Origin of the sequence: Rubrimonas sp. (assembly GCF_036788415.1) — a bacterium.
Lineage (GTDB): Bacteria > Pseudomonadota > Alphaproteobacteria > Rhodobacterales > Rhodobacteraceae > Rubrimonas.
In genome coordinates, this window is record NZ_DAIQNN010000084.1 from 1 (window position 1) to 11,375 (window position 11,375).

Consider the following 11,375-nt stretch of genomic DNA (forward strand, 5'->3'; position numbering starts at 1 on the left):
AAGGACAAGGTGATCGTCGGCATCTCGGGCGGCGAGTTCGGCGTGCGCGGCCACGTGACCGCCTACAACATGAACACCGGCGAGCTCGAATGGCGCGCCTATTCGATGGGCCCCGACAGCGACACGCTGATGGACCCCGAGAACACCACCCATCTCGGCCAGCCGGTCGGCGTCGACAGCGGAACGGCGACGTGGGAAGGCGACCAGTGGCAGATCGGCGGCGGCACGACCTGGGGCTGGTATTCCTACGACCCCGAGGCGGACCTGTTCTATTACGGCACCGGCAACCCCTCGACCTGGAACCCCTCCCAGCGCCCCGGCGACAACCGCTGGTCGATGACCATCATGGCCCGCGACCCTGACGACGGCATGGCGAAGTGGCTCTACCAGATGACTCCCCATGACGAATGGGACTTCGACGGCGTCAACGAGATGATCCTCGCCGACATCGAGATGAACGGCGAGATGCGCAAGACGCTGGTGCATTTCGACCGCAACGGCCTCGCCTACACGATGGACCGCATCACCGGCGAGCTGCTGGTCGCCGAGAAATTCGACCCGGTCGTGAACTGGACCACCGGCGTCGACATGGACCCCAACTCCGAAACCTTCGGTCGCCCGGCTGTGGTGCCGGAATTCTCGACCGCGCAGAACGGCGAGGACGTCAACACCACCGGCATCTGCCCCGCGGCTCTCGGGACCAAGGACCAGCAGCCCGCTGCTTTCTCGCCCCGGACCAACCTGTTCTACGTGCCGACCAACCATGTCTGCATGGATTACGAGCCGTTCCGCGTCAGCTACACCGCCGGCCAGCCCTATGTCGGGGCGACGCTGTCGATGTATCCGGCGCCCAACAGCCATGGCGGCATGGGCAACTTCATCGCCTGGGACGCCGCCGAGGGACGGATCGTCTGGTCGTTGCCGGAAGAGTTCTCGGTCTGGTCGGGCGCGCTCGCGACGGCTGGCGACGTGGTGTTCTACGGCACGCTCGAAGGCTATCTGAAGGCGGTCGACGCGCATACCGGCGAGGAGCTTTACCGCTTCAAGACGCCCTCGGGCATCATCGGCAACGTGATGACCTACAGCCATCGCGGCCGGCAGTATGTCGCGGTCTATTCGGGCGTCGGCGGCTGGGCCGGGATCGGCCTCGCGGCCGGTCTCGTGAACCCCAATGACGGTCTCGGCGCCGTCGGCGGCTATGCGAGCCTCAGCGACTACACCGCGCTCGGCGGAACGTTGACCGTGTTCCGCCTGCCCAACTGAGGACGGGCGGGGTGGAGGCTTCGGCCTCCGCCCCTATATCATCGAGAGATCGGCGCGGCGACCTTTCCCGGTCTCCGCGCCGATTGCTTGACAGCCGTCCCGAAGCCGCCGCAGCATCGTCTGCGATCCAATGAAAACAAGACCAGCGACAGGGAAGAAACATGCCGACTGAAACCCTGCGCGCCGCTCTCGCGGTCGCGCTGTGCGCCATGCCGCTCGCCGCCGGCGCCGACGACACCGCCGTCGCCTCGGTCGAGGACGGCAAATACTTCGCCGCCGACGAGACGCCGACCTTCAACGTGTCCGCAGACGGCACGGTGGACTGGTACACCTTCTCCGGCTTCCGCCGCTATCACTCCGAATGCCATGTCTGCCACGGCCCCGACGGAATGGGCTCGACCTATGCGCCGCCGCTCAAGGACGCGGTGATGAACCTCGACTACTGGGAGTTCACGGCCGTCGTCGCGGCGGGCCTCGAACATGTGGACGCCTCGGGCAATTCGGTGATGCCGGCCTTCGGCCTCAACCGCAACGTCATGTGCTATCTCGACGACATCTGGGTCTATCTGCGCGCGCGCGGCGCCGACGCCGTTCCCCGCGGCCGCCCGGCCAAGCGCGAAGACAAGCCCGACGCCTTCGTGGAGCATGAGAATGCCTGCATGGCCGGCTGACGCAGGCCGGCGCGGCGCGCTGGGCCTGCTCCTCGCCGCGGCTTGCGTCATGGCGGGGGCGGCGCGGGCCGACACGTCGGATCTGGTGTCCGACACGCATTTCCGCGTCTGCGCCGACCCGGCGAACATGCCCTTCTCGAACGAGGCCGGCGAGGGGTTCGAGAACCGCCTCGCCGAGCTATTCGCCGAGAAGCTCGGCCGCCCGGTGCTCTACACATGGTTCCCGCAGGCGACCGGCTTCATCCGCCGGACCCTGCGCGAGAACCGCTGCGACGTGGTGATCGGCTTCGCGCAGGGGCACGAGCTGGTGCTCAACACCAACCATTACTACACCTCGGCCTATGTGTTCGTGACCCGCGCCGACGGGCCGCTGGCGGATGTCGACGAGATCGGCGATCCGCGCCTGAAGGGTCGCAGCCTTGGCGTGGTCGCGGGCAGCCCGGCGGCGGACCACCTCGCCCGGCATGGCCTCGTCGGCAAGGCGAAGGCCTATCCGCTGATGGTCGACCGCCGCCACGAGGACCCCGCCCAGCGCATGATCGACGATCTGAACGCGGGCGCCATCGACGGCGGTTTCCTCTGGGGGCCGATCGGCGGCTGGCTCGCCAAGACCACGACTGACGTCGAACTGGTCGCCACGCCCCTGCTGAAGGAGCCGCTCCCGCCGCGGCTGTTCTACCGCATCACGATGGGCGTGCGCGCCGGCGAGGACACGTGGAAGCGCCAGCTCAATTCGCTGATCCGCCGCCATCAGGGGGAAATCGATGCGATTTTGACCGAATTCGGCGTGCCGCTGGTGGACGAATACGGCCGCCCGGCAGCGCCGTGATCGCCCGCGCGGCCTTCGCGGTCTGCCTCGCCGCTGCGGCGGCTCAGGCCGGAGAGGAGCGCGTCCCCGAGCCCGACGGTTACCGGATGGAGGCGTTCCGCGCGCCCGTCCCCGCCACCCTGCGCGGCGCGACCGTCGTCGACACCGCCGCAGCGCATGCGCTGTGGCGCGCGGGCGAGACGGTTTTCATCGACGTGCTGCCGCGCGCGGTGAAGCCGGAGGGCCTGCCCGAAGGCACGCTCTGGCGCGACCGCCCGCGCGACAGCATCCCGGGCGCGTTCTGGTTGCCGAACGTCGGCTATGGCGCGCTGCATCCCGACATGGACGCTCGGTTCCGCGCCGCGCTCCGCGAGGCGACTGCGGGCGATCTCGACCGCCCGCTCCTGTTCTTCTGTCTCGACGAGTGCTGGATGAGCTGGAACGCCGCGAAACGCGCGCTAAGGGAGTACGGCCACAGCGCGGTGTTCTGGTATCCCGAAGGGACCGACGGCTGGAGCTGGGAGGACCACCCGGTCGAACGCGCGACCCCCGCCGAAGGGTTCTGAGCCTCAGCCGCCCTCGATCTCGGCCATCACGGCGCGCGCGACGGCGAAGGCGCGTTTTTCGAGGATCACCGGGCTCTCGCAGACATAGGTCAGCGAGCGGTTGCGCTCTTCATAGATGCGCACGTCCCAGGCCAGCGTGTCGCGCTGCGCCTCGATGGCGTCGAGGGCGTCGAAATCGTCGGGCTTCGCCGCCGCCTCGGCCGCGGCGAGCGCGGCCTGCGCCGCGTCGATCCGCTCCGACAGCGCCCGCTGGCGCTGCGCGTAGCGGGTGGTGCCGTCCACGATGCGCGCGCGCTCGGCGTCGATCAGGGCGAAGACGCCCGAGAACAGCGTCGCGAGCCGCTCGGCGCGCGGCGCGTCCGGGCCGGGGCCGACCTGCGCGAGCAGCGCCGCGACCTCCTCCATGCCGGTGCGGCGCGCGGCGATCCGCGCGGCGAGGGCGGCGAGCTCGGGATCGTCGCGCCAGGCATGGGGATCTTCGGGGAGCGGCCCGGTCCACATCATGCCGATCGACAGATGGACGACCTTGCGTTGCACGCAGGGCCAGTCGGGGTCCTTCGGCTGGGCCAGCGCCGCGCCGGCCGCAACCGCCGCCGCGCAGAGGGCGACGGCCAGACGTGCGAAGCCTCTACTCGTCCTCATCGTCCAGCACCTCGCCCGTCGCCTCGAAATGCGTCACCGCCGCGCGCAGTTCGCGGTATTCCTCGCAGCCGTCGCTGAAATCGCCGTCGGAGAAGGTCAGCGACACCTGAACGCACACCTCGCCGAGCCGGGCCAGCGTCGCCTGCGCCCTCGGCAGATCGTTCATCTGCAGATAGGCCTCGCCGAGATATTCCAGCGCCTCGCGGTGGCGCGGATTCAGCTCGAGGGCGATGTGGTAATGTTCGAGGGCCTTCTCGAAATTGCCCATCTTGCGGTGGCTGTAGCCTAGGAGATTGTGCGCGTTGTCGTGCCAGGGCCGGCGCGCCACCACCTTGTCCAGCGCCGCGACCGCCGCCGCCCAGTTCTTCGCGGCGCGCGCGTCGATCGCGTCGGCGTAGTCGGCGTCGCCCGACCGCGCGCGCGGGCTCATGTCGCCGCTGAACACGGCCCAGGCCGGGCTCGCGCCCAGAGCGGCGACGCAGGCCGCCGCAACCATCCATGACCGCATCTCGCATCCTCCCCGCATGTTTTGCGAAGGGAAGGTAGGCTGCGCCGCATCGGGGGCCAGAACGGCGCTCATCCGCGCCGCCGCGCCATCATGCCCCGCGCGGGGTCGTAGGCCCAGAAGGCCGCGCCGAGGAACAGCGCCCCGGTCGCGAGCACCGCCCAGAAGGACGACCAGTTCACCTGCATGTAGAGCGCATAGCGGATAAGCTCGACGCAATGGGTGAAGGGGTTCGCCTCGGCGATGTCGGCGAGAATGGGGCTGCCCTCGCGCACGCGCCACAGCGGATAGAGCGCCGAGGAGGCGAAGAACATCGGGAAGATCACGAAATTCATCACGCCCGCGAAATTCTCGAGCTGACTGATCGTCGAGGACAGCAGCAGCCCGATCGCCCCCAGCAGCATCCCCGACAGGATCAGCGCGGGAAGCACTGTCACGAGGCCCCAGACCGGCGGGCGGATGCCATAGGCCCAGGCGACGGCCAGGAAAGCGTAGACCTGAAGCACCGAGATCAGCACCGCGCCCGCGAGCTTGGCGGTCAGGAGGAACCAGCGCGGATAGGGGCTGACCAGCAGGGTCCGCATCGCGCCGGTCTCGCGGTCGTAGACCATCGACAGCGCCGACTGCATGCCCTGAAACAGCACGATCATCGCGCACAGTCCCGGCAGGACGTAGACCTCGTAGAGAACGTAGGTCTGATAGGGCTGCATCAGCGACACGCCAAGCACCGCGCGAAATCCAGCGGCGAAGATGAACAGCCACACCAGCGGCCGCACGAGCGCGGCGACGAAGCGCTCCTTCTGCTGGAAGAAGCGCAGCGCCTCGCGCCGCACGACGCCCGAGAAGCAGATGATCCAGCCCTCGCGCCCCTGCGCCGAGAGCGGGGTCTCGCGCGGGGCGCTCACGCGCCCGCCTCTTCGACAGCGGCTTCCGGCGCGCGCGTCAGCTTGAGGAACATGTCCGACAGCGCGCCGTCGCCGGCGAGGTCGGACGCGGTTCCGGCGGCCCTCACGCGGCCCTTGTGCAGCACCACCACGCGGTCGGCGGGCGCGACTTCGTCGATCAGATGCGTGGCCCAGAGCACGCCGACGCCGCGCTCGGCGGCCAGCGCATGGGCGTCGCGCACGATGGCGGCGCGGCTTTCGAGGTCGAGGCCGGTGGTCGGCTCGTCGCAGAGCAGCAGTTCCGGCTCGTGCAGCAGCGCCTGCGCGATCTCGGCGCGGCGCTGCTGGCCGCCCGAAAGCCTGCCGACCTTCTCGCCCATCTTGTCCAAAAGCCCCACCTGCGCCAGCGCGGCCTCGGCGCGGGCCAGCGCGTCCGCCCGGGGCAGGCCGTGCAGGGCCCCGTGATAGGCGGCGTTCTGCGCCACAGTCAGATTGGCGTCGAGCGCGCGGCTCTGGAACACCACCCCCATTCGCGCCATCGCATCGCGGGGCGCGCCCCGGATGTCGCAGCCGCAGACGCTGATGCGCCCCTCGCGGGCGGCGAAGAGGCGCGTGACGAGGTTGAACAGCGTGGTCTTGCCTGCGCCGTTGACGCCGAGAAGGGCCGTGAAGGCCCCTCTCGGCGCAGTCAGCGACACGCGGTCTAGCGCCTTGGTCGCGCCATAGGCGAAGGACAGATCGACGATTTCGAGCGCGGGGGCCGTGTCGGCGTCGGTCTCCATCATGCGCCGCCGTCCGGAGTTGGGATCACTCCTTGCGTTTCTCCACCACGGCGAAGTCGCTGTCGAGTTCGATGTCGTACTGGCCGTCCGCGCAGAACACGTCGTCGAGTTCGAAGCCGCCATCCTCGCGCTCGATGTCGTCCGCATCCATCTCGCACTGCATCTCGGCCAGCAGCGCCATGATGCGCGCAGTCTCCTCCTCGGTGATCTCCTGCGCCGCCGCGGGAAGCGCGCACGCCATCAGCGCGCCCGCGACCAACGCCTTCAGTCCGTCCCTCTTCATGGTCTTTCCCCCTTACTGGATGCTGATCTCGACGCGCTGCGTGTCGCCGGTCGAACCCGGAATGCGCAGCTCGTAGCGGCCTGGCTTGATCGCGATGAAGGACAGGCTCGCCTTGCCCGCAGCGTCGAACTCCATGCTGTCGATCGCCATGGGCCGGATCTCGATGTCGTTGATCACGATCTCGTTCATCCAGATCGCACGGAAGAACTCCGGCCCTACCAGCGCCAGCTCCTGCGTGCCGTCGGCGACGATATCGATCTGGTAATAGACGCCGGAGGACAGGTTCAGCGGCCCTTCGGCGAGCGGCTTGCCGGAGGACAGCGTGATCTCGGGCAGCTTCTCGCGGTTGCAGCGCGCGAGCAGGCCGGCGAAGCCGAGCTCGGTGCAGAGCGGGGCGGCCTGCGCCGGGCCGGCGAGCGGCGGAGCGGCGATGGCGCCGGCGAGCGCGACGGCGCCGATCAAAGCGATCTTCATGAGGTTCTTCTCCCTGATTGATGAAACCTGCGGGCCGCGACGGCGGCGCGTCATTGCGGCGAGACCACGACCCCCCAGGGCTGCTCGCCCACGGCGATCGACTTGATGACCGTCTCGGAGGCCACGTCGATCACGGACACGTCGTTGGAATTGCCGTTCGTGGTGAAGAGATATCGCTCGTCCGGCGTGAAGCCGAGCTGCCAGACGCGCTGGCCGACCAGCAGATACTGCTTCACCTCGAAGCTCGCCCCGTCGATCACAGCGACGCGATTCGACGGGCCCAGGGCCACGAACACCTTGGAGCCGTCCGCGGTGGCGCGTACGCCCACGGGCTGCAGCGCCTCGGGCGTGACGCCGGGCACCTCGAATTCGATCTTCTTGATGATCTCGCCATTCGAGGGGTCGATCACGCTGACCGTGCCGCCGATCTCGGCCGAGACGAACAGGAACTTCCCGTCGCGCGTGAACTCGGCGAATCGCGGGCGGCTGTCGACCAGCGTGTTCTGGAAAATCTCGAAGGTCTCGGTGTCGATGAAATGCGCCATGTTGGTGGTCTCGGAGGTGTTGACCACCACGCGTCCGTCGGGGCTGACGCCCATGCCTTCGGGCTCGATGCCGACCGGAACTTCGGCCAGAACGCGCTTGGTCTTCACATCCACCACAGTGACGATGTTGTCGTCCTCATTGGCGATGTAGAGCGGGTTGCCCGAGGGGTGCAGCACGAACAATTCGGGGTCGGGGCCGCTCGGCAAGGTGTGCAGCAGCTCCATCGTCTGGGGGTTGAAGACCTGCACCGTGTCGTCGTCGGAGGCGCAGACGTAGAGTTCGGTCCCGTCGGGGCTTATGGTGATGCCGCGGGGGCGCTGGCCCACCGGGGTCGTGTCGATGACCTCCAGCGTCTCGACGTCGATGCGCGTGACCGTGTTGCCCTTCTCGTTGCTGACGAAGGCGGTCAGCGCAGCCGCTTCGAACGCGAACAGCGCGAGGGCCGAAGCCGCAAGGGTGCGGTGGATCGTCATGCCGTGTTCCTCTCTTTCAAAGGCGACATTCGCTTTCGCCCTCGTCGACGCCCAGAGTGTCCAGCCTGTTGCGCTGGTGCAGGAATTCCTCCTGCGGCGAGATGCTGACCACGTTGCGCATGTCGCCGAGGACGACGCCCTGCCGCAGTTGCCGGCTCCAGGGCCTGAAACTCAGCGGCAGGCCCTTGAAGGCGGCCAGTTCGAACGCGTCGCCGAGCAGATGCGCCGTCACGTCGGCGACGTCGCCGGAGTTGATGCGCGACACCGCTTCGCCTACCGAGCGCAGCGCCGCCCAGGCCTCGTAATCGAGATCGGTCATCCGCCGCCCCGCCAGCGCCTCGAAGCGGCGTTGAAGCTGCGTGGCGCCGAAGCTCTCATGCGCGGGATGCCATGCGGTGGCGCGCAGGCCGGCGTCGCCGGCGACCGGGCGCGGCGTCCAGCCGCGATAGGGCAGGTAGACCCCGAACACGTCCGATTCGTCGGCCACCACCACCACGTCATGCGCGCGCGCCGGCTGCATGAAGACGGGGATCTGCTTCTGCACCAGCACATGGCCGCTGTCGCTGCGCCGCGCGCCGCCGGTGTCCGCGAATTCGAGCTCGGTCACGATCCGCGCGCCGAAGCGCTTGGCGGAAGCTCGCAGGGCCTCGGCCTTCTCGCGGTCGCGCGGGTGCGAGCCGTAGACGAGCACCCATTCGTCCCATTGCTTCCACAGCAGATACTGCGCCAGGCCGTCGGCGATCATCCGCCGCGACGGCGTCACATGCAGCACGTTGACACGGCACTCCGCCCCGCGAAGCCGGTCGTCGGGGGCCGAGGCGTTGAGCAGCAGCACGTCGCGGTCCGCCGCGTGGTCGGCGAGCGCCAGCAGATCGTCGGCTTCCGCCAGCGTCACGACATAACGGGCGCCCTGGTCGATGAGCGCGTCGAGCGCAGCCGTCGCCTCATCGTGGGCGGCCGTCGCCTCGAGCAGCGCGAAGCTGTGGCCGAGAAAACTGCCCGTGCTCTGATTGTCGTTGGTGGCGAGCCGGGCGCCCTGAAATCCCTCGTCGCCCGCAGGCAGATCGAGGCGCGAGATCGGCGCCGGACGTGGCCGCTCGACCGCGAGAACCGCAGCGACGACATCGACTGCCCCCGACACCGTCGGCGCGAGCGCGAGACAGACAACCGCGATTGATCGCAGCATCCGCCGTCCTCCCCTGCTTTATCGTTGCCGTCAACGAGCCCCGAGGCGGCCCTTCCGGTCAAGGCCCGCCGCCGCAGCTCTCAGAATTTGAGAGCCGCTTGCGCCGGATTGCGCCGCCGCGTCGCCTCGATAGGATCGCGCTATGGATCGATCCGCAACCTTCGCCCTCGCGATGCTCGCGCTCGGAAGTCCCGGAGCGTCGAGCGCTGCGGAGCCGGTCCGCGCGGCGTTTTTCGGCGTGAAGGTGGTGGATACGAGCCTTGGCGCGAACCACGACGCCGAGGACGCGCGCGCCCGCCAGCTCGAGGCGCAGCTCGTCGAGACGCTCGCCGCCTCCGGGCGCTATGTCTTCGTGGATGTGGCGCCCGTGGCCGCCGAGGCCGCGCGCTACGACAACCTCGCCCATTGCAACGGCTGCGACGCCGATTTCGCGGCTGCTCTGGGCGCCGAGATCGCGATCACCGGCGAGGTGCAGAAGACCTCCAACCTGATCCTGCACATCTCGATCTTCCTGCGCGACGCCGCCACGGGCGCGCTGGTCGATGGCGGTTCGGCCGACATCCGCGGCAATACCGACGAGAGCTGGCGGCGCGGGCTCGACTTCATCCTCAAGCGCCGCATCCTCGCGGACTGATCGCGGTCTCCCGACCTTGAACCGGCGCCCGTCCGACCGGTTATGTCTTGTGTCTCGCGTCGCTCTCTGAGACTCTTTCAGCAGCGTCGCGAGAGTCGGCGCGTCAATCAGCCACTCGGAGGAAATCATGGCCTGGACTGCACCGATCGTCGAAGAAGTCGCCTGCGGCATGGAGATCAACATGTATTTCCCGGCCGAGGAGGAGAGCGGCGATCTGTTCTGATCGTCGATCAGGCGGCGCCTGAGGCGCGCAGCGCGCTATGACCATGCGCGCGCTGATCCTCGGCGCCGCCGCCGGCGGCGGGCTTCCGCAGTGGAACTGCGCGGCGCCGAACAGCCGCGCAGCCTGGGACAGATCCGCCGCGCCGCGGGCCACGCAATCCTCGCTGGCGGCGACTGGCGACGGGTCGGCTTGGGCGCTTGTGAACGCCTCGCCCGACCTGCGGGCCCAGATCATGGCGACGCCAGACCTCCAGCCGCGCCCCGCCGCGACGCATGGGCTGCGCAATTCGCCCATCGTCTCGGTGCTGCTGACCAATGGCGACATCGACCACGTCGCGGGGCTGCTGACCTTGCGCGAGGGCCATGCGTTCGACCTGTTCGCCACTGAGGCGATCCATGAGGTTCTCGACGCCAATCCGATTTTCGCGGCGCTCGACCCCGCCCGCGTCGCGCGCCGCCGGGTCGGGCTCGACGCTCCCTTCGAACTCGCGCCGGGTCTGCGGGCGACCCTTTATGCGGTGCCGGGCAAAGTGCCGCTCTATCTCGAAGGCGAGACCGTCGAGACGGGTCTCGTCGGCGAACAGACTGTCGGCGTCGCGCTGTCCGACGGCGCCCGAACGCTGCAGTACGTTCCCGGATGCGCCGCTATGACTGCGGACCTCGCCGCGCGTCTGAATGGCGCGGACGCAGTGCTGTTCGACGGTACGGTGTTCCACGACGACGAGATGATCCGCGAGTGCGTCGGCTGGAAGACCGGCGCCCGCATGGGCCACATGGCGATGGCGGGGCCGCAGGGCTCGCTCGCCGCCTTCGCAGGCGTCGAGGCGGGCCGCAAGGTCTATGTCCACATCAACAACACCAACCCCGTCTGGCGGCCCGACGCGCCCGAGCGCGCCGAGGTCGAGGCCGCCGGCTGGGAGATCGGTTTCGACGGCATGGAGATCGCGCTGTGACCCTGCTCACCCCGACCCAGATGGAAGAGGCGCTGCGCGCCGTCGGCGAGACGCGCTATCACCATCTGCACCCGTTCCATGAACGGCTGCATTCGGGCGGCTGCACCAAGGATCAGGTGCGCGCCTGGGCGCTCAACCGCTACTGCTACCAGCGCATCATCCCGACCAAGGACGCGACGATCCTCGCCCGGATCGAGGACACGCCGACGCGCCGCATCTGGCGCCAGCGCATCGTCGATCATGACGGCGAGGTCGACGATCACCCGGAGGGCGGGCTGCGGCGCTGGCTGGCGCTGACCGACGGGTTGGGGCTCGACCGCGCCTATGTCGCCTCGATGGAGGGCGCGCTGCCGGCGGTGCGTTTCGCCTGCGAGGCCTATGTGACTTTCGTGCGCGAGCGCAGTCTGCTCGAGGCCATCGCCTCCTCGCTGACCGAGATGTTCTCGCCGATGATCATCAAGGCGCGGGTGTCGGGGATGCTGC

At 68.7% G+C, this 11,375-nt stretch carries 15 protein-coding genes and 1 pseudogene; 8 read left to right on the forward strand and 8 right to left on the reverse strand.

Annotation, left to right across the window (positions count from 1 at the left end; all coding sequences use genetic code 11):
• The 4 genes from V7Q31_RS14735 to V7Q31_RS14750 all read left to right on the forward strand — a co-directional run.
• On the forward strand, window positions 1-1,263 hold a 1,263-nt coding region (locus V7Q31_RS14735; protein WP_333834619.1), incomplete at its 5' end, for a PQQ-dependent dehydrogenase, methanol/ethanol family.
• A gap of 161 nt (window positions 1,264-1,424) precedes the next feature.
• Window positions 1,425-1,934: a c-type cytochrome, methanol metabolism-related gene (locus V7Q31_RS14740; protein WP_442976627.1), complete on the forward strand. Its 510-nt coding sequence runs from the start codon at window positions 1,425-1,427 to the stop codon at window positions 1,932-1,934.
• A complete protein-coding gene (locus V7Q31_RS14745) occupies window positions 1,915-2,763 on the forward strand; it encodes a substrate-binding domain-containing protein (protein ID WP_333834620.1) in 849 nt (282 codons plus the stop codon). Before V7Q31_RS14740 ends, V7Q31_RS14745 begins: the two co-directional genes overlap by 20 nt.
• On the forward strand, window positions 2,763-3,308 hold the full coding sequence (locus tag V7Q31_RS14750) for a PQQ-dependent catabolism-associated CXXCW motif protein (protein WP_442976634.1): 546 nt from the start codon (window positions 2,763-2,765) through the stop codon (window positions 3,306-3,308). The genes V7Q31_RS14745 and V7Q31_RS14750 overlap by 1 nt, the downstream gene beginning before the upstream one ends.
• A gap of 3 nt (window positions 3,309-3,311) precedes the next feature.
• Here the strand turns inward: V7Q31_RS14750 and V7Q31_RS14755 are convergent, their stop codons facing one another.
• The 8 genes from V7Q31_RS14755 to V7Q31_RS14790 form a co-directional block, all read right to left on the reverse strand.
• Window positions 3,312-3,950 carry a hypothetical protein gene (locus V7Q31_RS14755; RefSeq protein WP_333834622.1) on the reverse strand — a complete coding sequence of 213 codons (639 nt, stop codon included), beginning with the start codon at window positions 3,948-3,950 and terminating at the stop codon, window positions 3,312-3,314.
• Window positions 3,937-4,458: a tetratricopeptide repeat protein gene (locus tag V7Q31_RS14760; RefSeq protein ID WP_333834623.1), complete on the reverse strand. Its 522-nt coding sequence runs from the start codon at window positions 4,456-4,458 to the stop codon at window positions 3,937-3,939. The genes V7Q31_RS14755 and V7Q31_RS14760 overlap by 14 nt, the downstream gene beginning before the upstream one ends.
• A gap of 68 nt (window positions 4,459-4,526) precedes the next feature.
• Window positions 4,527-5,360 carry an ABC transporter permease gene (locus tag V7Q31_RS14765; RefSeq protein WP_442976629.1) on the reverse strand — a complete coding sequence of 278 codons (834 nt, stop codon included), beginning with the start codon at window positions 5,358-5,360 and terminating at the stop codon, window positions 4,527-4,529.
• Window positions 5,357-6,124 (reverse strand): ATP-binding cassette domain-containing protein, encoded by a 768-nt coding sequence (locus V7Q31_RS14770; protein WP_333834624.1) that lies wholly within the window; start codon window positions 6,122-6,124, stop codon window positions 5,357-5,359. Before V7Q31_RS14770 ends, V7Q31_RS14765 begins: the two co-directional genes overlap by 4 nt.
• A 22-nt stretch (window positions 6,125-6,146) precedes the next feature.
• Entirely contained in the window at window positions 6,147-6,404 is a 258-nt protein-coding gene (locus tag V7Q31_RS14775) for a PepSY domain-containing protein (protein WP_333834625.1), read from the reverse strand.
• Window positions 6,405-6,416: 12 nt separating this feature from the next.
• Window positions 6,417-6,878, reverse strand: coding sequence for a hypothetical protein (locus tag V7Q31_RS14780; RefSeq protein WP_333834626.1), 462 nt, complete (start codon window positions 6,876-6,878; stop codon window positions 6,417-6,419).
• Window positions 6,879-6,928: 50 nt separating this feature from the next.
• Window positions 6,929-7,897, reverse strand: coding sequence for a YVTN family beta-propeller repeat protein (locus V7Q31_RS14785; RefSeq protein WP_333834627.1), 969 nt, complete (start codon window positions 7,895-7,897; stop codon window positions 6,929-6,931).
• A gap of 16 nt (window positions 7,898-7,913) precedes the next feature.
• On the reverse strand, window positions 7,914-9,083 hold the full coding sequence (locus tag V7Q31_RS14790; RefSeq protein WP_333834628.1) for an ABC transporter substrate-binding protein: 1,170 nt from the start codon (window positions 9,081-9,083) through the stop codon (window positions 7,914-7,916).
• A gap of 142 nt (window positions 9,084-9,225) precedes the next feature.
• Between V7Q31_RS14790 and V7Q31_RS14795 the strand changes: the two genes are divergently transcribed.
• The 4 genes and pseudogenes from V7Q31_RS14795 to V7Q31_RS14810 all read left to right on the forward strand — a co-directional run.
• A complete protein-coding gene (locus V7Q31_RS14795; RefSeq protein ID WP_333834629.1) occupies window positions 9,226-9,717 on the forward strand; it encodes a DUF3280 domain-containing protein in 492 nt (163 codons plus the stop codon).
• 127 nt (window positions 9,718-9,844) lie between these two features.
• The gene (gene pqqA, locus V7Q31_RS14800) at window positions 9,845-9,940 is read left to right on the forward strand and encodes a pyrroloquinoline quinone precursor peptide PqqA (protein ID WP_333834630.1); all 96 of its coding nucleotides are present in this window, start codon (window positions 9,845-9,847) and stop codon (window positions 9,938-9,940) included.
• Window positions 9,941-9,977: 37 nt separating this feature from the next.
• Window positions 9,978-10,892: a pyrroloquinoline quinone biosynthesis protein PqqB gene (gene pqqB / locus V7Q31_RS14805; protein WP_333834631.1), complete on the forward strand. Its 915-nt coding sequence runs from the start codon at window positions 9,978-9,980 to the stop codon at window positions 10,890-10,892.
• Window positions 10,889-11,375 (forward strand): annotated as a pseudogene (locus tag V7Q31_RS14810) (pyrroloquinoline-quinone synthase PqqC); the annotation flags it as partial. The gene pqqB and the pseudogene V7Q31_RS14810, both read left to right, overlap by 4 nt.

Excerpts from the sequence above, each read along its gene's own strand:
- V7Q31_RS14755 (WP_333834622.1), bottom strand. The coding sequence starts at position 3,950 with ATGAGGACGAGTAGAGGCTTCGCACGTCTGGCCGTCGCCCTCTGCGCG.
- V7Q31_RS14780 (WP_333834626.1), bottom strand. The coding sequence starts at position 6,878 with ATGAAGATCGCTTTGATCGGCGCCGTCGCGCTCGCCGGCGCCATCGCC.
- pqqA (WP_333834630.1), top strand. The coding sequence starts at position 9,845 with ATGGCCTGGACTGCACCGATCGTCGAAGAAGTCGCCTGCGGCATGGAG.
- V7Q31_RS14795 (WP_333834629.1), top strand. The coding sequence starts at position 9,226 with ATGGATCGATCCGCAACCTTCGCCCTCGCGATGCTCGCGCTCGGAAGT.
- V7Q31_RS14790 (WP_333834628.1), bottom strand. The coding sequence starts at position 9,083 with ATGCTGCGATCAATCGCGGTTGTCTGTCTCGCGCTCGCGCCGACGGTG.
- V7Q31_RS14770 (WP_333834624.1), bottom strand. The coding sequence starts at position 6,124 with ATGATGGAGACCGACGCCGACACGGCCCCCGCGCTCGAAATCGTCGAT.
- V7Q31_RS14785 (WP_333834627.1), bottom strand. The coding sequence starts at position 7,897 with ATGACGATCCACCGCACCCTTGCGGCTTCGGCCCTCGCGCTGTTCGCG.
- V7Q31_RS14740 (WP_442976627.1), top strand. The coding sequence starts at position 1,425 with ATGCCGACTGAAACCCTGCGCGCCGCTCTCGCGGTCGCGCTGTGCGCC.
- V7Q31_RS14745 (WP_333834620.1), top strand. The coding sequence starts at position 1,915 with ATGCCTGCATGGCCGGCTGACGCAGGCCGGCGCGGCGCGCTGGGCCTG.
- V7Q31_RS14760 (WP_333834623.1), bottom strand. The coding sequence starts at position 4,458 with ATGCGGTCATGGATGGTTGCGGCGGCCTGCGTCGCCGCTCTGGGCGCG.
- pqqB (WP_333834631.1), top strand. The coding sequence starts at position 9,978 with ATGACCATGCGCGCGCTGATCCTCGGCGCCGCCGCCGGCGGCGGGCTT.
- V7Q31_RS14775 (WP_333834625.1), bottom strand. The coding sequence starts at position 6,404 with ATGAAGAGGGACGGACTGAAGGCGTTGGTCGCGGGCGCGCTGATGGCG.